At 48.5% G+C, this 24,144-nt stretch carries 22 protein-coding genes; 12 read left to right on the top strand and 10 right to left on the bottom strand.

From position 1 onward, the window contains the following. Nucleotides 1-103 precede the first annotated feature (103 nt). The 6 genes from EDC56_RS07325 (at nt 104) to EDC56_RS07300 (ending at nt 4,567) form a co-directional block, all read left to right on the top strand. Nucleotides 104-658: a hypothetical protein gene (locus tag EDC56_RS07325; protein ID WP_123711902.1), complete on the top strand. Its 555-nt coding sequence runs from the start codon at nt 104-106 to the stop codon at nt 656-658. Between the two features lie 192 nt (nt 659-850). Further along, a complete protein-coding gene (locus EDC56_RS07320; RefSeq protein WP_123711901.1) occupies nt 851-1,201 on the top strand; it encodes a Rid family hydrolase in 351 nt (116 codons plus the stop codon). A gap of 187 nt (nt 1,202-1,388) precedes the next feature. Further along, complete coding sequence (locus tag EDC56_RS07315) at nt 1,389-1,925, top strand: DUF924 family protein (protein WP_245980662.1); 537 nt, start codon at nt 1,389-1,391, stop codon at nt 1,923-1,925. A gap of 348 nt (nt 1,926-2,273) precedes the next feature. Beyond that, nucleotides 2,274-2,855: a hypothetical protein gene (locus EDC56_RS07310; protein ID WP_148059345.1), complete on the top strand. Its 582-nt coding sequence runs from the start codon at nt 2,274-2,276 to the stop codon at nt 2,853-2,855. Nucleotides 2,856-3,267: 412 nt separating this feature from the next. Then, nucleotides 3,268-3,798: a shikimate kinase gene (locus EDC56_RS07305; protein ID WP_123711898.1), complete on the top strand. Its 531-nt coding sequence runs from the start codon at nt 3,268-3,270 to the stop codon at nt 3,796-3,798. 298 nt (nt 3,799-4,096) lie between these two features. Further along, on the top strand, nt 4,097-4,567 hold the full coding sequence (locus EDC56_RS07300) for a hypothetical protein (protein ID WP_123711897.1): 471 nt from the start codon (nt 4,097-4,099) through the stop codon (nt 4,565-4,567). 653 nt (nt 4,568-5,220) lie between these two features. Here the strand turns inward: EDC56_RS07300 and EDC56_RS07295 are convergent. Together EDC56_RS07295 and dacB are read right to left on the bottom strand one after the other, a co-directional pair. Beyond that, nucleotides 5,221-5,499: a hypothetical protein gene (locus EDC56_RS07295; RefSeq protein ID WP_123711896.1), complete on the bottom strand. Its 279-nt coding sequence runs from the start codon at nt 5,497-5,499 to the stop codon at nt 5,221-5,223. A gap of 253 nt (nt 5,500-5,752) precedes the next feature. After that, a complete protein-coding gene (gene dacB, locus EDC56_RS07290; protein WP_162844118.1) occupies nt 5,753-7,264 on the bottom strand; it encodes a D-alanyl-D-alanine carboxypeptidase/D-alanyl-D-alanine endopeptidase in 1,512 nt (503 codons plus the stop codon). A 307-nt stretch (nt 7,265-7,571) separates the two neighbouring features. Between dacB and EDC56_RS19780 the strand changes: the two genes are divergently transcribed. Continuing rightward, nucleotides 7,572-7,823, top strand: a complete 252-nt coding sequence (locus EDC56_RS19780) for a zinc ribbon domain-containing protein (RefSeq protein ID WP_211333601.1) — start codon at nt 7,572-7,574, stop codon at nt 7,821-7,823. A gap of 274 nt (nt 7,824-8,097) precedes the next feature. Continuing rightward, entirely contained in the window at nt 8,098-9,714 is a 1,617-nt protein-coding gene (locus EDC56_RS07285) for a hypothetical protein (protein WP_123711894.1), read from the top strand. A gap of 120 nt (nt 9,715-9,834) precedes the next feature. Here the strand turns inward: EDC56_RS07285 and EDC56_RS07280 are convergent, their stop codons facing one another. The 8 genes from EDC56_RS07280 to map all read right to left on the bottom strand — a co-directional run bounded on the left by EDC56_RS07280 (nt 9,835) and on the right by map (nt 20,440). Continuing rightward, on the bottom strand, nt 9,835-12,060 hold the full coding sequence (locus tag EDC56_RS07280; RefSeq protein WP_123711893.1) for a CHASE domain-containing protein: 2,226 nt from the start codon (nt 12,058-12,060) through the stop codon (nt 9,835-9,837). Between the two features lie 154 nt (nt 12,061-12,214). Further along, nucleotides 12,215-13,102 (bottom strand): KPN_02809 family neutral zinc metallopeptidase, encoded by an 888-nt coding sequence (gene ypfJ / locus EDC56_RS07275; protein WP_123711892.1) that lies wholly within the window; start codon nt 13,100-13,102, stop codon nt 12,215-12,217. Nucleotides 13,103-13,382: 280 nt separating this feature from the next. Continuing rightward, on the bottom strand, nt 13,383-14,423 hold the full coding sequence (gene dapD, locus EDC56_RS07270) for a 2,3,4,5-tetrahydropyridine-2,6-dicarboxylate N-succinyltransferase (protein WP_123711891.1): 1,041 nt from the start codon (nt 14,421-14,423) through the stop codon (nt 13,383-13,385). A 77-nt stretch (nt 14,424-14,500) separates the two neighbouring features. Then, nucleotides 14,501-14,851: an ArsC family reductase gene (locus EDC56_RS07265; RefSeq protein WP_123711890.1), complete on the bottom strand. Its 351-nt coding sequence runs from the start codon at nt 14,849-14,851 to the stop codon at nt 14,501-14,503. Nucleotides 14,852-14,923: 72 nt separating this feature from the next. Beyond that, a complete protein-coding gene (nth, locus tag EDC56_RS07260) occupies nt 14,924-15,607 on the bottom strand; it encodes an endonuclease III (RefSeq protein WP_123711889.1) in 684 nt (227 codons plus the stop codon). Then, nucleotides 15,604-16,812 (bottom strand): succinyldiaminopimelate transaminase, encoded by a 1,209-nt coding sequence (dapC, locus tag EDC56_RS07255; protein WP_123711888.1) that lies wholly within the window; start codon nt 16,810-16,812, stop codon nt 15,604-15,606. Before dapC ends, nth begins: the two co-directional genes overlap by 4 nt. 59 nt (nt 16,813-16,871) lie before the next feature. Then, nucleotides 16,872-19,535, bottom strand: coding sequence for a [protein-PII] uridylyltransferase (locus EDC56_RS07250; RefSeq protein WP_123711887.1), 2,664 nt, complete (start codon nt 19,533-19,535; stop codon nt 16,872-16,874). A gap of 83 nt (nt 19,536-19,618) precedes the next feature. After that, nucleotides 19,619-20,440, bottom strand: coding sequence for a type I methionyl aminopeptidase (map, locus tag EDC56_RS07245; RefSeq protein WP_123712834.1), 822 nt, complete (start codon nt 20,438-20,440; stop codon nt 19,619-19,621). Nucleotides 20,441-20,885: 445 nt separating this feature from the next. Here map and rpsB point away from each other — a divergent pair, with 445 nt between their 5' ends. The 4 genes from rpsB (at nt 20,886) to frr (ending at nt 24,110) form a co-directional block, all read left to right on the top strand. After that, complete coding sequence (gene rpsB, locus EDC56_RS07240; RefSeq protein ID WP_123711886.1) at nt 20,886-21,638, top strand: 30S ribosomal protein S2; 753 nt, start codon at nt 20,886-20,888, stop codon at nt 21,636-21,638. A gap of 135 nt (nt 21,639-21,773) precedes the next feature. After that, entirely contained in the window at nt 21,774-22,640 is an 867-nt protein-coding gene (tsf, locus tag EDC56_RS07235; protein ID WP_123711885.1) for a translation elongation factor Ts, read from the top strand. Nucleotides 22,641-22,710: 70 nt separating this feature from the next. Then, nucleotides 22,711-23,451, top strand: a complete 741-nt coding sequence (gene pyrH, locus EDC56_RS07230) for a UMP kinase (RefSeq protein ID WP_123711884.1) — start codon at nt 22,711-22,713, stop codon at nt 23,449-23,451. 101 nt (nt 23,452-23,552) lie between these two features. Next, nucleotides 23,553-24,110 carry a ribosome recycling factor gene (gene frr, locus EDC56_RS07225; protein ID WP_123711883.1) on the top strand — a complete coding sequence of 186 codons (558 nt, stop codon included), beginning with the start codon at nt 23,553-23,555 and terminating at the stop codon, nt 24,108-24,110. The last annotated feature ends 34 nt before the right edge of the window (nt 24,111-24,144 follow it).

The raw sequence follows: 24,144 nt of genomic DNA, 5'->3' as shown, positions 1-24,144 counted from the left end.
TCCTATGTTTGGGTGTGGTGCCATAGTACATATCAAACTTTAGGTGCGCGTTGGTTTGTATTCATAGGATGAAGTTCGTCTTATATATTAAAGGAGATGTTTAATGGCAACAGTTTCTGAGTGTATAGCACGTGTACAAGCTAGCGGTGGCTTAGCGTGCCATGAGTGTCACATCAGTGCAAAAGTGGTTTCTAAAGCGCTGTCAGGGAGAGCGATAGCAAAGTGTGAGGCTGGCTCTTTAGGAAGCTTGCTATCTGCTATGGATACTACTGCGAGTCACGGAAGGGATAAAGTCTATCGAGTAGATGCCGATGGTCTTGGCCACTCATTTTCTATTGTTCAATGCCGAAATAAGTTCGTCATTATGCAGTCCTGGGTATCGAGCTATTCTTTGCAAGAGTGGCTGCTCGGCACAAAAGGTGAGCTGAAAGAGAATGGTTACTTACCTAACAATGGTGAGAATGATTATGAGTTCCTAAAGACGTACCTGACAATCATGTCAGAGGATTTGTCGTCTAGGAGAGTCGGCTACGCCCAATCGAATGCACAACGGTTATTCAACCCGCTAAACGCGAATATGGCAAGGTTAAGGGGGGCTATTGGTAGTGCATCTGGTAAGCCGCTGTCAATTAAATGGCAAGGCGAAGCGATTCATTAGTAAAGAGCCGGTACAACGGTTATTCATTTTTAGGTACTGGTGTAGTCGCTCATGTTGTTGAGGCTATGCGTGGTTTTAAGAATGTTTACAGCCATGATTAGTGAACTCCCCAAAAATAATCAGTGGCTTACAAATCATCAGCGCGCTAAAATATACATTCGTTAGTCGTTTAAACTATTTATGAGAAGCTTGATGATTGAGAGAAAACAAGGTCAATATGAGGGGCGAAACAAATCCTCTGCCTATAAGGATCTAGTCTGGACCGTTGCAACCTCCAGTGATAAATCTGTTGGTATCGAAAAACAAACAGAGATTACGCTGGAAATTATTCAAAAAAACTTGCTAGAGCTGGGATCGAATAAAAACAGAATTGTTTCTGCGCAAGTTTACATCGCCAAAATGGCAGATAAAGCAAAAATGGATGCTATTTGGTGCAAATGGCTAGGCACTGACCCAGAGTGCTGGCCGCAAAGGGCGTGCTTAGGTGTCGATCTTGATGGTGATGATTTAATAGAAGTAACCGTCACGGCTGTGCGTGGCTAAAACTGTCTAATAAGATGCGGGCCTTCGCGACTATAATTAACGTTAACCGAAGAGCTTATTCAGCACATTTTTTAGTCTGTCTGCCTCGATTATAAGCGTTTATGTAAGGAGTGTGCAGCTGTTGGAGTGATAGTTGGGGCGTGTAGACTGAACGCTGTTATCAGCAATGAGTATCAAAGGAGGAAGCGTGTACGACGAGATTATAACGTTCTGGTTTGAAGAAGTAGAGGAGTCTCAATACTGGCAGAAGGACGAAGCCTTCGATCAGCTTATTGCTCAGCGTTTTTCAGCAATACATCAACAGGCCTCCCAGGGGGAGCTTTACGGATGGCGAAAGAGCGCAGAGGGGCGCCTGGCTGAAATAATCGTGTTGGATCAGTTCTCGAGAAATATTTATAGAGACTCACCACAATCATTTTCAAATGACGCGCTAGCGCTAGGGTTGGCACAAGAGGCAATCAGCTTAGGGTTGGACAAAGAGCTCTCTGCTGCGATGCGTGGGTTCTTATACTTACCGTTTATGCATAGCGAATCAGCAGCAATTCATCACCTAGCGGTTGCCTTGTATACAGAGCTGGGTATGAAGAGCAATTTACAGTTTGAGCTGAGGCATAAAGCTATTATCGACCGTTTTGGTCGCTACCCCCATAGAAATGATGTTTTAGGGCGAGCTTCGACGGCAGAGGAAGTCGCATTTCTACAGGAGCCTGGCTCCAGCTTTTAAGCGTGGTAACGTTGTCTATATCGTTCGGTGCCGTTTCAATGCGTTGATACGGCAAAAAATTGAGCAGGCATCTGTCTTTCGAGGTATGAGTCGGCGATGCTTATCCACTGAGTTATGCTAGTAAGGCCTCTACAGCCTTAACATAAAAGTCAGCTTCTAGTAGTAATGGTAAGGTGATTAAGCTTATTGACCATTGCCTCAGCCTTGTATTCGTCTCTCTCTTTTCTAACCAATTGATTAATCGCTTGCCTGCGCTATATTTAGCAGTAAGTAGGCGTGATAATGATAGTATCGCCTCGGCTATCTGTTTTCTCTATTTTTTATAATGTCTCGTCTGGGGGTTTTATAATGAATGATAAAGAAGATGCTGTTGCAACATTGATCGACAACCTAAATAAAAACGATTCGCTGCGCAGAAAGCACGCCTCCTTTTGGAACTTCCACAACAAGGCGGCTAAGGAGCGCGGTCTCTTTGCGGAAGTTTACCCGTACTTTTGTGATGTTTTTGGTGAAAAAATTGAGGCTTGGGGGCTGTGTGAGCAGGATCCCCCCGATATTGTTGTGAGCCTATCTAACGGCAGGCTTAAAGGGGTAGAAATTACTGAGCTAGTGAATGAGCGAGCTATCGACGCGCAGTTGCATAACCCATCAAGGTATATCGAGGAGCTGTTTCGTTTCCGCTATCGAGAAGCTGTTGTTAAGTTACATGAGATTCTCGTGGAGAAGGAGAGGAAGTTAAAGGCGGTGCAAGATAGCTACGATGGTCTCAGCCTACTCATCCATACGGATGAGCTCCTGATTGACTCGGACCGCTTTAGTGTCGAGGGAGCGAGGGTCTTTGCTAGGGGCTCCAGCGTGTTTGACGGGGTCTATTTATTGTTTTCCTATGAGCCTGAAAAAGAAAGGTGTCCTATCATCCGGTTGATATAGCGAAGCTTCTTAGCTATACAAGTTGTTTTCCGGTGCGGCTGGTGAGTATTTAGCTTACTGCGGGCAGTAGGCTGCTTGCGTTGGCTAGTTTATGTTGCGTTGGATGGTTTATGCCTTTTTTGTTGTGATTGGCGTCGCTGTATATTGCTACAGCCTGGCGGCGATGTTAACTCATTGATTTTTAGTTGTAATTTGTGCCATTGCTGTATTCAGAGACAAGGGGGCGACTGTCGATAAAAATTGAGGCGAGGTGATGGCGTAGTTTCCAATTGACCGTGGCGGTATTTGATGAGAGTCTAGCGCGCATTTGGTGTTCCAAGAGACCGTTAATGTGTCGTTAGGATGGCCTTTACAGTAATGGCGTGACCATCATTACTTCCTTATTATAGTGCTAGAGAGCTGTTAGGCGTTTATGAGTCAGAAACTTGATTTGCAATTAGCTCCGCCGATATTGTTCCTATTTGGCTTATCGGGAGCGGGGAAGTCTTATGTCGGCAATCTTATTGGCGATCACGCCGGCTGGTATGTTTATCATGCAGATGACGACCTGACCGAAGAGATGATTAGGGCACTACGCGAGCATCGACCTTTTGACGACAATATGAGGGACGAGTATTTTGCCGTGATCGTCGAGAGAATCCACCAGTTGCGACTTCAGCATGAACGGCTAGTGGTTACGCAGGGAGTCTATAAGCGCCGCCATCGTGAATATCTTCTGAAAGAAATACCTGGCATGGAAATGATATTGGTGGAGGCAACGGATGCTTCTATTTTACATCGACTGGATCGACGTGAGAGCGGTATTAGTGGGGCGAGTGCCAGTGCTCTTAGGTTAGATTTTGAATACCCGGCCGATAATTGCAAAGTGATTGTTAATCAGCATGGCCAAGAACAGGTTATTGAGCAATTGAACGCTTACTTTTCCCCTGCTTCGATTCGCTAACGTTTTTTTTAGTAAAAATTTAATTGATATATCTCGTAATAAAATCGCCGTAAAGATTGTGCTTTACCCTTTGTCTTAGAGCTGTATATATAATAACTGTAATATATATATGTAATTATTGTGTCTCGATCGTTCTGTAATAGTGTTTGGCTTTATCGACTTCTGTTGATATCTCTGTCCTGTTGAAATGTTAATTGTTTTTAAGCGGTGTAGTTGTGTTATTTTTCACCTTCTTCGTTTCTGTTGGGAGTGTTTCAATATTATCGCGACGATTTTTGTACTCTGAAGAATAAAGGGGGTGGCTGTGCGCTATGCTTGGTTTTTTTTGGCGGGATTATTGCTGCTGACAATGCTCTGGACGATGAAGTGGGTGCGTGCTGAGCTGAGCATCCCTGAATTCGACACGTCTGTGCATTTTATCGATCCGACACACTATCAAGGTACTAATGAGCAGGTCGTCGAGCTACTGAACTTTATTGCGGCAAAAGCTGAGGCGAATTGTGTTTATCGGCGTTGTAGTGCTAAAGGCTTCCGTTTGAGTTTCGTTACGCCAGAGGCTCAGTCGGGCTGCGTTTATCGGCGCTGCGGTGCGGAAGAGATCCATCGGAGGGCGAGACTGGATGTGCAGGCCTTTAAGCAGTCGTTGAAGGTACACGATCGTGACTTGCTCTGTCGTATTATAGAAAGGCAATGCAAGGACGAGTCTCAGCCGGTATGTTCATACCGTCGGATAATGGATATCTATCGGCATGATATTGCTCTGTCGTGATTTTTGATGTCCTGCCTATAGCGAAATAGGGCTGCATTGAAAGCGTTGTTCGTCATACCTTGTTACCTTATTGCCAGCATTGTAAGGCTGTTAAGGTGATAGGAGATGAAAAAGGGGATTACGCTGAGAATGATGCTATGAAGTAAAGATATTGCAGCTTCAATAGATCTGGCAATAGCGTTAGGATGCTGAAAAGACATCGACGTAGAGAAGGATGGAAGAGCCGAATAGAGAGATGATAAATGCGGCTCTAAGCAGTACTGTATCAACAGTGGTTTCTTTCTTTATCTTGTTTGTCATGTTTGTATTCTTATATGTATTTTAATTAATGTTAAAGATGAGTATATAGCTCCTGAGTGTTGTTGCAAGCGGCATATAAAGGTTAATGGAAGTTAACTTAGCGTGTCGCTTTTGCTGTTGATTTTAAAGTGTTTTTTTGCAGCACAAACCCTTTGTTATTTTTATAAACTAATTGATGGATCGTTTTTTTACGCGGCAACAGTATAACGAGAGTTGTTAGGTTTTTGATCGGCACAATAAGTTTGTTAGGTTGGCGTGGTGTGTTTTCCTGGGCGGATAGGTTAATTGACTTACGGGGGCATTTTTTAATGGGATGCCGCTACAAACGCTGTAATCGGCATCATTTTATCTGCCTAGATGAATAGGTTTATATAGTCGCTCGTGCTACGGTCACAGTTTCTAAACACAACTTCTTTACAGAACTTTGAATCGTTTAGAATAATACGCTCTTTACTGCTGGCAAAGACAACAATCTCCGAGTTGCTACCATCAATATCCATGAAAGAGAGCTTTTTTTGTAATTTATAGCGGGTTACAGCGCTAATGTACTCAATGGTTTCTTTGCAGCCATTGGTGCAGAGAACGTCGGTGAAAGTAGTAGAAAGTTGTTTTATTTTGTGACGTTGAGGCATTTTTTCAGTGGTTCTGTATCAAATATTAAGACATGTGGCGACACTCCCGTAGTCATGTCGCTTGCTATGGCGGGCATTATGCCTGTCGAGCTAAGTAATACAAGCAGTCTTGTAGGGGTAAATACCTATTAGTTGATTTGCCCCGTATATTATTTTTCTATACTGACCTGACACCTAGAAAAAACAACATGTTACCTGTTTGTGGTGCGCGCCAAATGACAACATGATGATTCTGTAAGAAAGCAGCGTACCGTTATTTTCGTGGTGAGCTGTTGTAAAGCGCATTAAAAAATCGCTCATAGAAAACCTTGATAGGGTGCTTTGCTGTATTTCTGCTGTAGGCCTTACGCTGCTCGGATGAGAGGTTGAAGCCGTCGATAAGCAGCACAAAACGAAGCTGCTGCTTATTCTTGGTTGTAATGAATCCTGCGAGGTTATAAACCCCTTGTAGGTGTCCTGTCTTAGCGTGAATCTTTCCCTTGAGAGGTTTGTTAATGAGACCTCGTCGATAGCGTAGTGTGCCATCAACACCCGATATAGGCAGGGCATCATAAAGCGTGGGGTCTTTTTCGTGGAGTGAGGCAATCGTACTAACAACTTGGAAGAGGGCGTCAGCGTTAGTGAGGTTGTGACGAGACAAGCCTGAGCCGTCACGAATAAAGGCGTTGCCGATATCGATACCAGCATTTTCGAGCAAGATAGCGCGGACCGCTTTGGCGCCATTGGTAAAGTTACCCGGTACCGTTGCTTGCTTCGTTGCGGTGGTATTATTGCCTGGGCTGTTGCTGTACTGGTAGCCGACAGTCTTAAAAAGGGCGTCGGCTATTTGGTTGTCTGATTTTTTTAGCATGCGCTTGAGGTAGAAAGGGAGTGGTTCAGACCTGTGTTCGGCGATCGTTTTGGCATTGTTTGATGCGCTACCGATGACAATATCACCACTAATTTTCAGGCCAATTTTCTTGGCTTCTTCTCTAATGATAGCGCTGACATAGGCGCTGGGTTCAGTGACGGCGATTGATATCGGTAGCAAGTTCTTACGTGGGGCACTGCAGCCGCTGATTTGATAGTGGTTGTTGTCGAAGTGATCGAGGTCGAGGCTACAGCTAAGCCTTTTGGCTTCGCTGGTGCTGACGGTATAGGCATTACTGCTGACGCTGATAGGCTCATAGGATGGGATATAGACACTGGTCTGTCGGCCTGCGCCATGGGTCCTAATGCTTCCTTTGACACAGTTGTGGTTTAAGCTTATTGCTGTGGCCGGGGCGGCGAAGCAGACATTGGTGTCGCTCCAGGATTGGCCCTGGCTCCACTTCTGGCCGTTGAATATGCTTCCGTCTAAAATCAGGTCCCCCTTTATTGTTTTTAAACCATTGGCTTGCGCCTGCATGAGTAGCCTATGCAAGTCAGCCCTTTGAAGCAGAGGGTCACCGCTGAAAACGATAGCAGTGTCGCCGTTCTTACTCTGCGTTAGTGTTGTTTTGAACCGGAATGCATTGCCTAATTGGTAGTAGGCAGCGAGGGCTGTGAATAGTTTTTGTGTGCTTGCGGGCGCGATAAGTTGGGTGTTATTACGCTGTAATAACACGCGCCCATGATTGTCACGGATGATCAGTGAAACACGGGAGCCAGCAGGAAGTGAAGCGGTGGCCTTATCGAGGCTTTCTTCGATACTGCTAGCGTGACTAGCGATGGTGATAAATAAGCTGCAAATGCATAATAAATGCCGCGCGGGTAGTGTTAGGCGCTGTATAAGGGGCTGGGACAAAGGAGAGCCTCGGAATTTAGCTGTTAAGTCATGAAAGGGGTTAAAACTTACTCGACTGTTTGAGTGTTGGGTAGCCATTTAGTTCGCAAGCTTGATACCTATCAACAGGCTCCTCACCGATATACTTGGACTCAGCGTGCTGTAACCGTGTACGAAGTGTACTGAGTGAGTATAGCTGTAATGATATAGGCTAATATTACTGTATACGTTTGTTGGATAGCACAGAGAAATAACGCAGATGGACGGCATGGTGCATTTTATATTACTCTTAGAGTCTATAATGAAATGAATATCTTGGAGAGGGTAAGTGAACTATCAGTGTCCACGTTGTGGTAGTAAGATCAGCATTAAAATTGTCTATCGCTGGCGCCATACCTGTACCTCTTGCAAGTCGGTTATTGGTTATACTCCGTCGTTTCTTATTGCCGCAGCGTTATTGGCAAGTTGCTACTTATTCTTGCCAAGTCAGGGGTTGATTGGTGAATTGTCTATAGTAATTATTTCAATCACCACCTTTGCGTTGTTGGGGCGTTATTTTCTCAGGGTTCAGGAGTGTTGAACTGATCATTCTGAGCGCAGTGCAGGGGGCATTGTTATTGTTTCTTTGCGCCAGCTGAATAGAGTGACGGCAGGTAAACACCTTCGACGTTGTAGCCTGCTAGATTCGATGAATAAAAATTAGTTCGGTGCTATGTCAGGTCTATTAAGAGTCTGCCGAGCAAGTTTTTCTGTTGCCCTATAGCGGATCTATAAGACGAAATAGCGAATTAACTGACAAAAACTGCTTAATAGTATGCCCTAACAAAAGTTGTAAAGCTTAGGATAAATTGTTGATGAATGGTTTTAGACATTTCCGAAAGAGAAAGCCATCACAGGTATCGCCGTTTCGTTTGCAGCTGGCGACTAACGGTCCGCGTCGGCTGCAGAGTAGCTTGGCCTATCAAGCCGAAGAGGGGTGTAGTGATAGTGTTCAAGTGGACTATTTTTTCTTTATTCCCAAACAGTTGGCAATAAACGCGGTGACCTACCCGAAGAACTTATTCTACCGCCACATGGATAGCGTTGTGCGTCGGCGTGCGCCACAGGTACCATTGAATCAACCTCAGCTACTTTATAATACGTTGACAACAATCAGTAAGATGAAGGATGTTGATCGACAGCTGGTAGAGACCAAACTACTTGCCTGCGCCTTTCATCGTTTTACCCAGAGTACAGTCAAAAAGCTAAGCGGTATTGAGCCTGAGCTAAAACAGACGCATTGCGGTACTTTTAGCGAGGTTGTTGATTGTTTTTTACGGATGTTTGATAACTGGATACAGCGCATTGCGGCTGGTGAACAGGGGGGGGATTTAGAGGGGCTAGCGGCGCTGCGAGAGTATTGTAACTTGGTGGCTGAGAAAGAGGCTTATCAGCTACTGCAAACACCGTTTGCCCAGCAGTTGAGCAATCGAAATTGTTTGTTGTTGTTGGTGAAGCGCTTACATGACGATCGAGTTAATCATGGTTATCAGTCTGTCGCGGATGTCGAGGGGGTCAATGAGTATTTCATTTATCGTTTTAAAGGCTTGCGCCGCTTTGCCGAGGAACCGTTAAACCTTAGCAATATCACCAATATAGTGGGAGAGCTTCGGCAACAACTGATCTATGGCTTTGCCGCCGGTTTGGCGATGACTTTTGCTACGGGTATTGCCTTTTATACACAGCAGAAATATGGCAATTTTAGTGAGCCATTTTTTGTTGCGCTAGTGGTTTCTTATATTTTCAAAGACCGTATTAAAGAGTTAACTCGCAGCTATGCCAATACCGGGTTGATGCGACGCTTTGGTGATTACCGCACTAAGTTGTTGCGAGGTGGTAAGGGAATTGATGTCGGCAGCGTAAAGCAGTCGGCGAGCTTTATCGCTAAAGAAAAGTGCGATGGCGAAATACTGGCAGCGGCAAAGCGTAGTCGTAATGGTGATATGGCTGACTATGGGTTAGAACATGACATCTTAAATTACAGTCGCACGATTAAGGTGAACGAACGTTTTTTCTACGCAAGAAACATCCTTGACTTACCGCGGCAATGGTTAGATATCAATATTTTCAACCTAGAGCAGTTTTTACATAACATCGTACCCAGTGCCGATAATATTTGGTCGATGGGCAAGACGTTACCAGTGCGAATAAAGTCTCAGCGTGTGCATCATGTGATTGTTGTGGTGAGGATGAAAAATGATGAAGCCAGCAGTGTGCGCTCCTGGTGTGTCGTGCTTGGGCGCAAGGGAATTAAGCGCGTAGTTGAGCGGGAGAAAGAACAACCAATGGATGTGTTATGGCAGCGGCATAGCGATAGCGTCAATTACGAGAGCCTTTTGCAAAAGCAAATAAAGCTGTTAGCAGAGGACGATGACGAGCGCACCTTAGAGGATCGCTTGCAGCCAGAGGTGTATTCAACTGAGAGTAAATGACAGGTAAAAGTGACTGGATGATTATTCGTTAATGCTGTGCTGTTATGGTTGAGCTGTTTGCTGGCGCTATGCTTACGTTGAGCGTTAGCCGCCGAATCAATCGTCGGCCTGCTCGCACAATTAGGTGTCCTCTGTGCTGGAGGGGGTGTATCGGCGTTGCTTTATGTGGGTTTCGTAGAGCGTATCGCTGAGCATGGAAATTGTCAGTGGTTTGGCTAAGTGGCCGCTCATCCCCGCCTGATAACAGGCGTCGAGCTGTTCCTTGAGAACATGGGCTGACAGGGCAATAATTTGTGTCGGTTGTTTTTCTTGTGCTTGCTCCCAGCGGCGTATTAATCGTGTGGCTTCGCAGCCGTCGAGTATAGGCATGTCGCAATCCATGAAGATGACGTCGAAGGCGGCGCCGTCGGAACAAACTAAATCAACAGCCTCTTGACCGTTGTGTGCGAGGCTGCAGTTAACCTTTAGGCGTTTTAAAAAGCCCTCGGCAACGATACGGTTGATTTCATTGTCTTCAACAACAAGGGCGTTCAAGTTGTACTCAAAGCTCTCGACCCGGCGCTGTGTATTAATGGAGGGGCTGTGATTGATTTCGAGGGGTATGTTTACCCTCACTGTTGAGCCAGAACCTCGTTCACTGCTGAGAGATATATCGCCACCCATGAGATTAATGAGTCGCTTACAGATGGCAAGGCCGAGGCCTGTACCACCATAGGGGTTGGGCTTACCGTAATCGACCTGGTTAAAGGGTTTGAAGAGTTGCTGTTGTTGATCGACTTCAATACCAATGCCTGTGTCAATGACCTCAATAATTAACGAAACAACGCCTTTTTTAACGCACTGGTGGTGGATGTTGAGGCGGATATAGCCTTCGCTAGTAAACTTGATCGCATTGCTGAGTAGATTGGTCAATACTTGTTGAATGCGTACGGTATCGCCCATTAGCTGACTCGGCGTACTAAGGCATATTTTGCTTGTTAGCTCTAATTTTCCACGGTTGTTGAGTAGAAAAGGCGCCATAGTCTCATCGACAAGGTCATGTAGGTCGAAGGGTTGGTGCTCGAAGCGGAGCTTTCCTGCCTCAATTTTTGACAGATCCAGAACGTCATTGATGACGGTGAGTAGCATCTTTCCTGAACCACGAATACTGTCTAGGTAGTTACTTTGTTGCTGGTTGAGTGGCGTGTCGCGCAATAACTCGGCCATACCTAAAACACCGTTCATCGGTGTTCTAATTTCGTGGCTCATGCTGGCTAAAAATTGACTCTTAGCGTTATTAGCCGCCTCAGCAATCTCTTTCGCTTCAGCAAGTTCGGCAGTGCGCAAGGTGACCCTCTGCTCAATCATCTTTATATATAGCGAGCGTTGATGACGGAAAAATAAAAAAATCGATAGAATGATTAATGTTATTAGGAAAATCAGTCCGGGAAATAAATAGGTGTCTATTTGTAGTGGGAGCTTGCCCTGGGTGACAGTGATGCGCCAGTGGCGCTGAGCAAAGATGAACTCGTGTTGTAAGGTGAATATGGCATCGCTGGCTCGGCTGCCAGCGAGATACTGCTTGTCCGTCACGGCATCAAGGTCTTCTAAGATGACGTGATTGTTACTCATGTCAAAAGGGGCTAGGGATCGTTCTAATGCGTCGCCTAATTTGAGTACTTCGGCGGTGATACCGTGGTGTAGTGATGAGGTGTAATTGGCATTGTTGCGATAAATAGGACTTAAGACTAACACCCCAAACTGCTGTTCATTATTGCTGGCTAGTTCGACGCGGCCAGTGACGATATCCTCGGTGCTGTCGAAAGCTTGATTAATGGCCTTTTCTAGCGAAGGCTGTGAGTTCATGTCGAAGCCGAGCCGATTACGGTTGTCACGCAGTGGGCTGATATAAAAAACGATGACGTATTTATCGCGTTGAGAGGCTGGCAAAAGATTGCCTTGAGCGTCTTTTTGGGTGATTTGAAAGTCTCTGATGCCATCGATTTGTGCGTTAAGAACATAGTCTTCGCGCTCGCTATGTTGAATCACTGGGCTCCATGAGAAAGCTTTTACACTAGGGTGGCGCTCAAGTGCTGTGGCAACAAAGCCGGAGAACTCGCTGCGGGTAACAGACTCTGAGTGAGTGATATAGTCTGAAACGGACTGCAGTGCTTGGGTATTATTAGAAAGCTCTTTCTCTATTGCGTTTTGATAGCTCACAGCCTGATTGATAAAGCGGTGCTCGAGCTGTTGCTGTTGCCAGATATTGATGGCATATGAGGCGCCAACGGCAAAGCAGAGGCCGATGAGGACGATGATAAGTTCATGCAGGTTACGGGGGACCCAGAGGGTCATCTTATCGTTCATATGAGCCTAGCTACTGTCGCCTTTGTACAGTAGTGAGTGTGTATTATTATTTGAGTCGTTAGATAGTATTACTGCCACCGCAGTCGAGCAAGCTGCAATGTCAGTTTATCCAAGTAAACACGACTGCAGCAGCTCTTTTGGCATTTGGCGATGGTTAAAAGGTGTTGCAGGCTGCGACGGAGCCTTTTTCGAGGCCGACCTGCAGCCAGTGCGCGCGTTGCTTGGCGCTGCCGTGGGTGAATGAGTCGGGCCTGACTATTTTGCCGGCTCGCTGCTGTAAGTTGTCATCACCGATGGCTTCCGCGGTACGTATTCCGCGCTCGATATCGGTGGCGCTGATCATGCCGGGATGCTGCAGGTTAACGGCGTGTGCCCAGATACCGGCATAGCAGTCGGCCTGCAGCTCGAGCTTCACAGATAGTGCATTTTTTTGGTTGGGGTTTTGCTGCTGTTGCTGACGCATCTTCTTTTCGATACCGCTGACTTTCTGTACATGGTGGCCTATTTCGTGGGCGATCACGTAGGCTGCAGCAAAATCGCCGCCACCGCCGAGTTTCTTCAGTTCATCTAAGAAGCCAAGGTCGAGATAGACCTTTTCGTCGGCAGGGCAGTAGAACGGGCCGACGGCAGCTAGCCCGCGGCCGCAGGCAGTGTGGGTGCTGCCTCGGTAGAGCACGAGTGTGGGTTCCCGGTATTGGATGTTGAGAGGGGCAAGCTGCTGCTTCCAGACATCTTCTGTTTGTGCGAGGACGACGCTGACGAGACTGCGCCAATGTCGCTCGCTCTCACTCTCGGTTAGCGGTGTTTCAACTTGCTGTGTTTGTTGATTCTGGCCAGTGACTAGCGAGAAAATCTGGCCGATATCTTGTCCGCCGAGGAAGTAGAGACCGGCAGAGAGCAGTAGGACACCGGTTAGGCCAAATTTAGACTTGATAACTTTCATCAGCATCAATAGGCCGAGCGAACCGCCTGCTGCTTGGCGGCGACTTTGGTTGCGTCGATCTTCGATGTTGTCACTTTTCCTACCACCACGCCAACGCATGCTATTACCCTTCGTTTTAATTGAACAATCATTATTCATTATTGATGAGCGAGCCTGCGCGATCAATTGCTTGGCAAGTGATGCGAGGGTTAAATCAAGGCATCTTGCGCCGCGTCAATAGAGTAGATTTTAGACAGTTTAATTGTCTGTGCTCGAAGAAGTGCAGGGTAGGGAGGGGGGTTAATGAGAATAGATCGATGAGAATAGATCGATGAAGGCAGGTCAGTGAGAATGGCGTGACAAAGAAGAGAGCTGCCCCGGAGAGGCAGCTCGCCGCAGCTTAGTTGTGGCTGTGCAATTCTTCGTTGAGTGCGATAGCCGACTTGTTGGTGAGTACTTCAATCGCACCGTTGGTCGAGTTACGGCGGAAGAGTAGGTCAGACTGGCCTGCTAGCTCACGCGCCTTAACGGAATTAACGACCTGGCGTTGATCATCGAGAACGTTGACCTTGGAGCCGGCAGTAATATACAGCCCGGCTTCAACGGTGCAGCGATCGCCCAGCGGTAGGCCGATACCTGCATTGGCGCCGATAAGGCATTCTTCACCGACGCTGATGACTGTGCTGTTGCCACCAGATAGCGTGCCCATGGTTGAGCAGCCACCGCCGAGATCAGACCCTTTACCCACGTAAACGCCTGCCGAAATCCGACCTTCAATCATGCCGGGGCCTTCGGTTCCAGCATTAAAGTTGACGAAGCCTTCATGCATGATCGTGGTGCCTTCGCCGAGATAGGCGCCTAGGCGTACACGTGAACCGTCACCGACGCGGGTACCAGCCGGGACGACATAGTTAAGCATTTTGGGGAATTTATCGACTGAGAGCACGTCGATGATATCGCCTTTGCAACGAGCTTCGAGCTGGGCCTGAGTGAGCTCACTAGGGTCGATGGCCCCTTTATTGGTCCAGGCGACATTCGGCAGTACGCCAAACATACCATCAAGCTTCAGACCGTGTGGCTTAACAAGCGTGTGGGAAAGTAAGTGCAGCTTGAGGTAGCACTCTGGCACGCTGGTTGGCGCCTCGTCGGTTTCCAATATGGTGACGACGACAGGTTGATCGCCCTCGGCTAAGGTGCGGGCAATTTTAGCCTGAGCTTTTTCCTCTGCCTCGTAGAGCTCGTCGGCGAGCTTGGCAACCTGTGCCTTGGCTAGAGTGATTGCCTGATTGCCTCCTTCATAACCGACCGCTTTGCAAATCAAAGCGATAAGGCTGTGATTGGTGGGCTTTAGAATGGGCTGAGGATAAAAAACCTCAAGCCACTCGCCCTTGTTGTTCTGGGTGCCAACACCGAGACCTAGGCTGAAAATAGAATTGCTCATAGTAATCCCTTTTTATTGTCGAAAGTAAGAGTGAGATGACTGGCCGCTATACGTCGACTTGTCATTGATAATGGTGGTTAGTTCAATTCGAAGTAGGCGAGATACAGGTCGTCTTTAAAGCCTACATGGACGCCGTCGTTAAGCTCGAGAACAGGGCGTTTAATGAGCGTTGGGTTAGCGAGCATGAGGGTTAATGCTGAATCGGCGCACAGCTGCTCTTTGTCGCTGTCAGGGAGCTGCTTCCACGTGGTGGAGCGCTTGTTGACCAATGTCTCATAGCCGACGCTATCAATCCAGTGTTGCAGTTGCTGCGACTCGAGGCCGTCACTGCGAACATCGTGAAATTGATGGTCTATATCGTGTGCGTCCAGCCACTTACGGGCCTTCTTCACCGTGTCACAATTTTTAATACCAAAAAGTGTTGTCATAATGTCTGTCGAAACTGTCTGTATAAACTGTCTGTAAGAATGGGCGAAGAATGCCTGAGCGCGAGGGTCAAATCAAGGTTTTAACACCTTCTTTGGGTGCTTGCGTAATGGGTAGCACGTGGTGCAGATTTTACAGACGCGGCCGTCGCAGCCTCTGGCGCTACAAAACTCTCGGGCGTAGTAAATAATTTGCAGGTGTAAATGGTTCCAGCTTTCAATAGGGAATAGACGTTTCATGTCTTTTTCGGTTTGCTGGACGCTCTTACCGTTGGTGAGCCCCCAGCGTTGGGCGAGGCGGTGAATATGCGTATCGACGGCGAAGGCGGGGACGTTAAAAGCCTGCGACATGACGACGCTGGCGGTCTTGTGGCCGACACCTGGCAGTGTTTCCAGCGCCTCTATGTCGTTGGGGACAACACCGTCATATTGCTCGACAAGCATCTTTGACAGTACTGAGATCGCTTTCGATTTCTGTGGTGAGAGGCCACAGGGGCGGATGATTGCCTTGATCTCTTCGACGGGCACTTTAGCCATGTCGTAGGGATTGTCGGCACGGGCAAAGAGTGCTGGGGTTACCGTGTTGACGCGGGCGTCCGTGCACTGCGCGGAGAGTAAGACGGCGAGTAATAGCGTGTAGGGGTCGCTGTGATCAAGGGGGACGGGAGGCTCGGGGTACATGGCCTGCAGAGTCTGCAAGATGTAATCGACACGCTCTGCTTTTAGCAGGTTTTTCTTCGGAGTAATGCTCTGACTCATCGCGGGGCTCCGAGGAAGGTTTTGATGCGCTCGGCGGCTTCGATGCATTGTTCGAGTTCGGCGACGAGCGCCATGCGAATACGACCGCAACCGGGGTTGCAGCCGTGGCTCTCACGGGCGAGCATGCTGCCGGGTAGCACTGTAATATTTTGCTCGGCAAATAGGCGCTGAGCGAAGTCGGTATCGCTCCCCTCATGGCTGCCCACTTTTGCCCAGAGATAGAAACCGGCGTCAGGATGTTCGACGTCGAGTAAATCGCCGAGTATAGCGAGTACGGCGGTGAATTTTTCGCGATAGAGTGCCCGGTTGTGTTGGACATGCTGCTCGTCATTCCAGGCGCAAATACTCGCGTGTTGATGGTGCAGGGGCATGGCACAGCCGTGGTAGGTGCGATACTGCAGGAATGGTTTGATAATGCCTTCGTCTCCGGCGACAAAGCCAGAGCGCAGGCCGGGAAGGTTGGAGCGCTTAGAGAGCGAGTGAAACACCGTGCAGCGACGGAAGTCATCGCGGCCGAGTTCAGCGCAGGCGCCGAGTAGGCCAGCTGGCGGCTGTGTTTCATCAAAGTAGAGCTCGGAATAGCACTCATCGCTGGCAATAATGAAGTCGTAGCGGTCAGCTAAGGCAATCAATTTTTTTAGCGTAGCCATATCGGCAACGGCGCCGGTCGGGTTGCCCGGGCTGCAGATGAACAGCAGCTGAGTACGTTGCCAGATGGCTTCTGGAATAGCGTCGTAATCAGGCTGGTAGTGGTTTTCCTCGAGACAGTTCAGGTAGTAGGGGGTGGCACCTGCGAGCAGCGTGGCGCCCTCATAGATTTGATAGAAGGGGTTGGGCATCATCACGATGGCGTCGTCGCTACGTTGGATGACGGCTTGGGTGAAGGCGAACAGCGCCTCCCGAGTGCCATTAACGGGGAGTACATGCCGTTCGGCGGTTAGGCTATTGGCCTTTAGTTCAAAGCGTTGGCTGGCCCAGGTCGCAATGGCCTGACGAAGCGGTAGGATACCGGCCGTCGAGGGATAGCCGGAGACTTTGTCGAGGTTGTTGGCTAGGTTGTCGAGCACGAAGGCGGGGGGGCGGTGTTTGGGTTCGCCAATGGAGAGTGGGATATGCTCGAGTGACTCGTTGGCTGTGACCGCTGACTTTAATGCGTTCAGCTTTTCGAAAGGGTATGGGTGTAGCTGTGTTAGGTGATTATTCATAGGTTGTTATCGTCTTTGTTGCTAATCGCCCCCCTAGGTAGTGAAGGGCGACCGCTTTGTTAGTCGTTGATATATTGATCGAGCTCTTGGCGTAGGCGCTCACAAATCTGGCGGCTGATTTCTGCGTCTTCGATAGGTTTTTGCCGGCTATCAGTAATGAAGAAGACATCTTCTATACGCTCGCCAAGCGTTGATATCTTGGCGTTTTGTAGTGTCATGTCGAATTCCGCGAAGATCATGCCGATATGAGCGAGTACGCCGGGCCGATCCGGTGTCATTACCTCGATAACAGTCTGTTCCTTCAGCGTGTCAGTGGTAATCGTGACGTGGCTGGGATAATTAAAATGCTTGAGTTGACGGGGAATGTAGCGATTTTGGTTATCAATCTGAGAGTCATCGTTGTGCAACGCCTTTCTCATGGCACGTTTGATCTGTTCGAGGCGTTTTTGATTGTCGCCAATAGGCTCGTTGTTGTTTTCGAGAATGATGAAGGTATTCATGCAAAAACCCGATGCCGTCATGATGATACGAGCATCCTGAATACTGAGGTTGAGCTGCTCAAAGCAGCAAGCGGCATTGACGAAGAGTTGCTTGTGGTCACGGGTGCGAATGAATACTTGGGTGGCTCCTTCATAGAGCTTGTCCAAAGTGTCGGCAATGATGACGAGGGGTTGGTCGTCATTCGTGTGTGCGGCAATGGCTTCGCTGTGCCATGCGATTTCACGAGGCGAGTGGCGCAGAAAGTAATCGTCACCGGGTTGGTCCCACAACTCGATGACTTCGTCGGAATCGAAACCTCTGTCTTCTAACAGGCGAATAGCGCGCTCTTTGATGTCTTCAACCATGTCCTCTTTGTCAATGGGGTTCTCCAAACCGCGGCGTAGGGCGCGCTTAGTTTCTAAGTAGAGCTGACGCATTAATGCGGCTCGCCAACTGGTCCAGAGCGAGGGGTTGGTGGCATTAATGTCGGCGACAGTCAGGGCATAGAGAAAGTCGAGGTGTCGCTGATCGCCAACGAGTTGGGCGAAATCCGCGATAACCTCAGGGTCAGAGATATCTTTGCGCTGAGCCACAGAAGACATCGTGAGGTGGTGTTTGACTAGCCAGACGACAAGGTTGGTATCGGAGCGGTTGTAATAGTGATTGAGGCAGAAGCGGCGAGCATCCTCTTGGCCTAACTCGCTGTGGTTACCGCCTCGGCCCTTGGCGATATCATGGTAGAGGCCTGCGGTGTAGAGAAGCTCGACTTTCTCAATGCGCTTATGTATTGAAGAGGCAAGAGGAAACTTGTCCTGGTATTCCGGATAACCAAAATGACGCATATTACGCACGACCTGAATAGTGTGGGCGTCGACGGTATAAATATGAAATAGGTCGTGCTGCATTTGACCGATGATCTGCCCAAACTCCGGCAGGTATTTCCCCAGTATGCCATAGCGCTTCATGCGGTGTAAGGCGGTGGCGAGCAGGTGTTTACCCTGCAAGAGCTCCGCGAATAGTTGGCGGTTACGCGGGTTAGCACGGAACTCATCGTCGACCAGGTGGCGGCCATCACGAATGAGTTTGATTGTGGTCGCCCTTACGCCAGAAATATGCGGGTTGTTAGCGAGTAGCACGAAGACTTCAAGAAGCGCGGAGGGGTTTTTTTGAAAGACCGTGTCGTTGGCCGCTTCGATGAAATTGTTGCGGACGCGGAAACGGGTATTAATCTCCATAATCTCATCGGGCCCGCAGGCCTGGATGATGGCTTCGTCGAAGTGCTGAATGATTAAGTCGTTTAGCTCTGAGAGAGCGATGGCCCAGCGATAGTAACGCTGCATGAATTGTTCAATGTTTTGTCGCTCGTTACCCTCTGTGAAGCCGAATATTTCGGTGAGGCGATTTTGGTGCTCGAAGAGCAAGCGATCTTCGGGGCGATTGGCAGTCAAATGGAGCGCCCAGCGTACCTGCCACATGAAGTTACGGCCATTCTTTAAGATCTGAAACTCTTCGGCGGTGAGAAAGTTGTTAGCCACCAGTTGCGCGCGGTCGTTGGTGTGAAAGTGACGCTTGGTGACCCAGTCTATGACTTGGATATCCCGCAACCCGCCTGGGCTGGATTTGACGTTGGGCTCTAGGTTGTACTCGGTGTTAGCAAACTTATTGTGTCGCTCTTCTTGTTCTCGGTGCTTGGCTTGGAAAAAGTCACGACTACTCCATATTTCACTGGGGGCGGTAGCGTTTAGCATCTGCTGGTGAAGCTCGTTGTTGCCGCAGATAGTGCGAGATTCCATTAGTGCGGTGACGATGGTGATATCTTGTTCGGCCTGTTTGACACACTCCTCGATTGTTCGCACGCTGTGACCAATGTCGAGGCCAAGGTCCCAGAGTAGCGTGACGAATTCTTCGAGAGACTGCTTCGCAGTGCCTTCGGGTTCGCTTGTTAATAATATGAGTAGATCGACATCGGACTGCGGGTGTAGCTCACCTCTACCGTAGCCGCCAACGGCGACCAGTGTCATTGTCGTCTCGGAGAGGCCGTGTTGGCGCCAGGCAAGCCCTAGCACTTGATCAATCATATCGGCGCGTGCGTGAACCAGCTCAGTAATATCTTCGCCCTGCATGAAGCGTTGATGGAGCGTTTCACTGCCCGTGGCAATAGCGTCTTTCAACAGCGGTGCAGCGTAGCTTTGTTGTTGTAGTTGTGAGCTTAGTGCGGGGATATCGATAAGAGTGCTGGTCATGGTCTCGTTCGTATTGTGTTAGGCAGACGGTGAGAGTACGTGTTGGGGGGCTTGCCCGTGGCGGGCAAGCATTGGCTGCAGGATTAGTCCTGGCGAAACACGGCGCTGCCGGTGAAGATATCGCGCTCTTCTTCGCGTGCTGTTAACACTTCACACCCATCAGGGGTAACGACGATGGTATGTTCAAATTGAGTGGATAGCTTGCCGTCTTTGGTAGTGACGGTCCAGCCGTCTTTCTTGTTGAGTTTGCAGTGTCGTTTGCCAGCATTGAGCATGGGCTCGATAGTAAAAATCATCCCTTCCTTGAGGGTGAGCCCTTGACCAGGTTTGCCAAAGTGCATGACTTGCGGCTCTTCATGAAAACCTTCGCCAATGCCGTGCCCGCAGTACTCCTGCACGATCGTATAAGCGACACCGTTCTCGTCACGTTTCTCGGCATGTTTCTGAATGATAGAGCCAATGTCGCCGAGGGTAACACCTGGTTTAACGATCTGAATGGCCTTGTAAAGACACTGTTGTGTGCGTTCGGTGAGTTTCTTGGCGAAAGGTTTGACCTCGCCGACATAGAACATTTTACTGGTGTCGCCATGATAGCCGTCTTTGATGACGGTGATGTCAATGTTGATGACATCACCGTCCTTGAGAAACTTACTATCGGATGGGATGCCGTGACAGATGACATGATTAATTGAGGTGCAAATCGACTTTGGGAAACCGTGATAGTTTAGCGGGGCGGGAATACAGCCTTGCTCCTCAGTCATGAACTTGTGGCAGATGGTATCGAGCTCGCCGGTGCTGACGCCAGCCTTGACGAAGGGTTCAATCATTTCAAGAACTTCGGCGGCCAGCTTACCTGCGACACGCATTTTTTGGATTTGTTCAGGAGTTTTGATGATGACAGCCATGGAAGTTTGCTCTGTGTTGCTAAAACCTATGTAGCTAAATAAGTGCCACGCCGTTGCCCTGAGGTCAGTATGCAAATGCCTGTAGCTGCAGTGCTCGTCGGCTGTGGGTATAATCACTACGTTTATTTGTAGCCTATTGTAACCTAATTTTGCTCTCTAGATTAATGAAAGTATGAGAAGTGTTCAATGTACGCAATTGGTGGGAGTCGTGATAGGCGTGATACTCGGTTGTTTCAGGCGGGCGCTAGAGATGGTTAATTGCTTGTTCGTAGCTCCAATAGTAAAGAAAATCTTTCTGTTTTGGCCTTGTTATGGTATAAAGCGCACCGCCGTCATTGAACGGTAAAACGTCACACACGTGTCGGCACACTCTTTCTGGGTGCCCGTAAGGGTTGAAAGATGGGGCACGTGGAGGAATAACCCGGATATACAATTAGGTAATATTATGGCTACAACTATTAGCATGCGCGCCTTGCTACAGGCTGGTGCACACTTCGGTCACCAGACCCGTTACTGGAACCCAAAGATGGGTAAATACATCTTCGGTGCACGTAACAAGATTCATATCATCAACCTAGAGCACACTGTTCCTGCTTTTAACGAAGCGCTAGCTATCGTTGAGAACATGTCTTCAAATGGCAACAAGGTTCTTTTTGTTGGTACTAAGCGCGCCGCTGGTAAAGCGATTCGTGAAGAAGCTGAGCGTTCAGGCATGCCTTTCGTAAGTCATCGTTGGTTGGGTGGTATGTTGACCAACTACAAGACTATTCGTCAGTCTATCCGTCGCTTGCGTGAGCTTGAGACTCAGGCTCAAGACGGTACTTTTGATAAGCTGACCAAGAAAGAAGCCCTTATGCGTACGCGCATGATGGAGAAGCTTGATCGTTCTATCGGTGGTATCAAGGATATGGGCGGTCTGCCTGATGCGCTGTTCGTTGTTGATGTTGATCACGAGCGCATCGCGATTGCTGAAGCTAACAAGTTGAACATTCCTGTTATCGGTATCGTAGACACCAACTCTAACCCAGATGGTGTTGATTACGTCATTCCTGCAAACGATGATGCATTACGCGCTGTTCGTCTTTATGTTAAGACTATGGCCGACGCAATCGTTGCTGGTAAAGGCCAAAACGAGACTGGCGAAGCCGCTAAGAGCGAGTTCGTAGAGGAAGCTTCTAGCGAAGAGAAAGCTGGCTAATATAGGGTCGTTGACTTTATTGAGCTAGGTGAGCAAAAAAGGGGGCGTGGCCCCCTTTTTTGAATCGAATATTGAGGTTCTCGCCGCCCCGGAGAAGGGGGGCGTGAATTTGACAACTCTGTTGAGGATAGGTTAATGGCAGCAATTTCTGCGGCAATGGTTAAGGAACTTCGTGAGCGTACTGGTCTAGGGCTTCTGGACTGTAAGAAGGCGCTTAAGAAGACTGATGGTGATATTGATCAGGCGATTGAAGACTTGCGTAAGTCAAGTGGCATGAAGGCGGCGAAGAAAGCTGGTCGTACTGCTGCTGATGGCGTTGTTGCTGTTCGTGTTGCCGAGGATGGCAAGTACGGGCAAGTCGTCGAAGTGAATAGTGAGACCGATTTTGTGGCTCGTGACGAAGCTTTCCTTGGTTTCGTTGATACTGTTGCTAACAAGGCGCTTGCTGATAAGCAGACTGATGTTGCTGCGTTGATGGCGGGTGATCTTGAGTCAGCACGCGAAGCGCTTGTGCAAAAGATTGGTGAGAATATTGGTGTTCGTCGTATCGATGCAGTCGATGCAGATGTTGTCGGTGGCTATGTTCACTCAAACAATCGTATTGCGGTATTGGTTGCTTTGAAGGGTGGTGATGTTGAATTGGCTCGTGATATAGCCATGCATGTTGCGGCAACTAACCCACAGTTTGTGGCGCCTGCAGACGTTTCTGAAGAAGTTGTCGCCAAAGAGTCAGAGATCATCAAGGCGCAGCCTGATATGGCTGGCAAGCCTGAGGCAATTGTCGAGAAGATGATTGGTGGTCGTATCAAGAAGTTCCTTTCTGAGATCAGCTTGAGCGAGCAAGCATTTGTTAAAAACCCTGAGTTGACTGTTGGTAAGTTGGCGGCTCAAGGTGGTGCTGAAATCCAGAGCTTCGTTCGTTACGAAGTGGGTGATGGTATCGTTGTCGAAGAAGTTGACTTCGCGGCCGAAGTTGCCGAACAGCTCGCGGCTTCAAAGTAAGACCCGATGGGCGGCTTAGCCGCCCATTTTTTTGCCCCAATTTTAGATAGTATCCCGGTTAGGAGTCGATATGAGCCAAAGTCAGGTCGGTGACAAGAAGTACAAGCGCATTTTGTTAAAGCTTAGTGGTGAGGCCCTGATGGGTGATCAAGGGTTTGGGATCGATCCGGCCGTCCTTGATCGAATGGCGCTGGAAATTGGTCAGCTTGTTGGGATTGGGGTTCAGGTTGGTCTCGTTGTCGGTGGCGGTAATATTTATCGTGGTGCCGCCTTGAGTGAGGCGGGGTTGGATCGTGTTACCGGCGATCATATGGGGATGTTGGCGACAGTGATGAACGCTTTGGCGTTACGTGATGCCCTTGAGCGCTCCAATATTTCAAGTCGAGTGATGTCTGCGATTCCGATGAGCGGCGTTGTGGAGCATTATGATCGACGTGCTGCGATGCGCTATATGGAGCAGGGTAATGTCGTGATCTTCTCTGCGGGCACGGGTAACCCGTTCTTTACCACTGATTCGGCTGCTTGCCTGCGCGGGATCGAGGTGGATGCTGAGATTGTGTTGAAGGCGACCAAGGTTGACGGCATTTACTCGGCTGATCCTGTGAAGGATCCAACAGCTACACGCTACGATTGGTTGAGTTATGACGAGGTGTTGGCCAACAAGTTGGGTGTGATGGATCTAACGGCTATCTGTCTATGCGAGGATCACGACATGCCTATCCGTGTCTTTAAGATGGACAAGCCCGGCGCGCTGCTGAATATTGTGGTTGGCAGTAGTGAAGGTACTTTGGTTAGTCGTACGCAAAGTTAAGGTAAATTAAGGCTTATTTGTCGTGTGGGGTAGAGTTCTCTTCCCCTCCTCGCTATTATTGCAAGATTAACAAATACGATACAGATTAAGGGGAAGGTTTCGTGATTAACGATCTTAAACAAGATGCTAAAGAGCGCATGGAAAAGAGTATTACAGCACTCTCTGCTGCTTTTAATAAGATACGTACGGGGCGTGCCCACCCTAGCATTTTAGATGGAATTACCGTGAGCTATTACGGTGTGGATACGGCGCTTTCTCAGGTGGCCAACATCATGGTTGAAGATGCGCGTACCCTCGCGATTTCGCCATGGGAGAAACCAATGGTTGTTGAGATTGAAAAGGCCATCATGAAGTCGGATCTCGGTGTTAACCCGGCGACCAATGGTGATCTTATTCGTATTCCTATGCCTATGTTGACGGAGGAAACTCGTAAGGTCTATATTCGTCAGGCGCGACAGGAGGCGGAGACTGCTAAGGTGTCGGTACGTAATATTCGCCGCGACGTTTTGGGTGATGTTAAAGAGCTGCAGAAAGACAAGGAAATCAGTGAAGATCAAGAGCGCAAGGCGCAGGATGATATTCAGAAGATTACCGATGATTTCGTTGCGCAGGTAGATAAGGCGTTAAAGCAGAAAGAAGCTGACCTGATGGAAATCTAACTGTTTAGGTTGGGCGTATACTCCTAAGACCGCC

Origin of the sequence: Sinobacterium caligoides (assembly GCF_003752585.1) — a bacterium.
GTDB classification, from domain to species: Bacteria; Pseudomonadota; Gammaproteobacteria; order Pseudomonadales; family Sinobacteriaceae; genus Sinobacterium; species Sinobacterium caligoides.
Note: the sequence above shows the minus strand (reverse complement) of the source record. Positions and strands in the feature narration are given on the sequence as shown.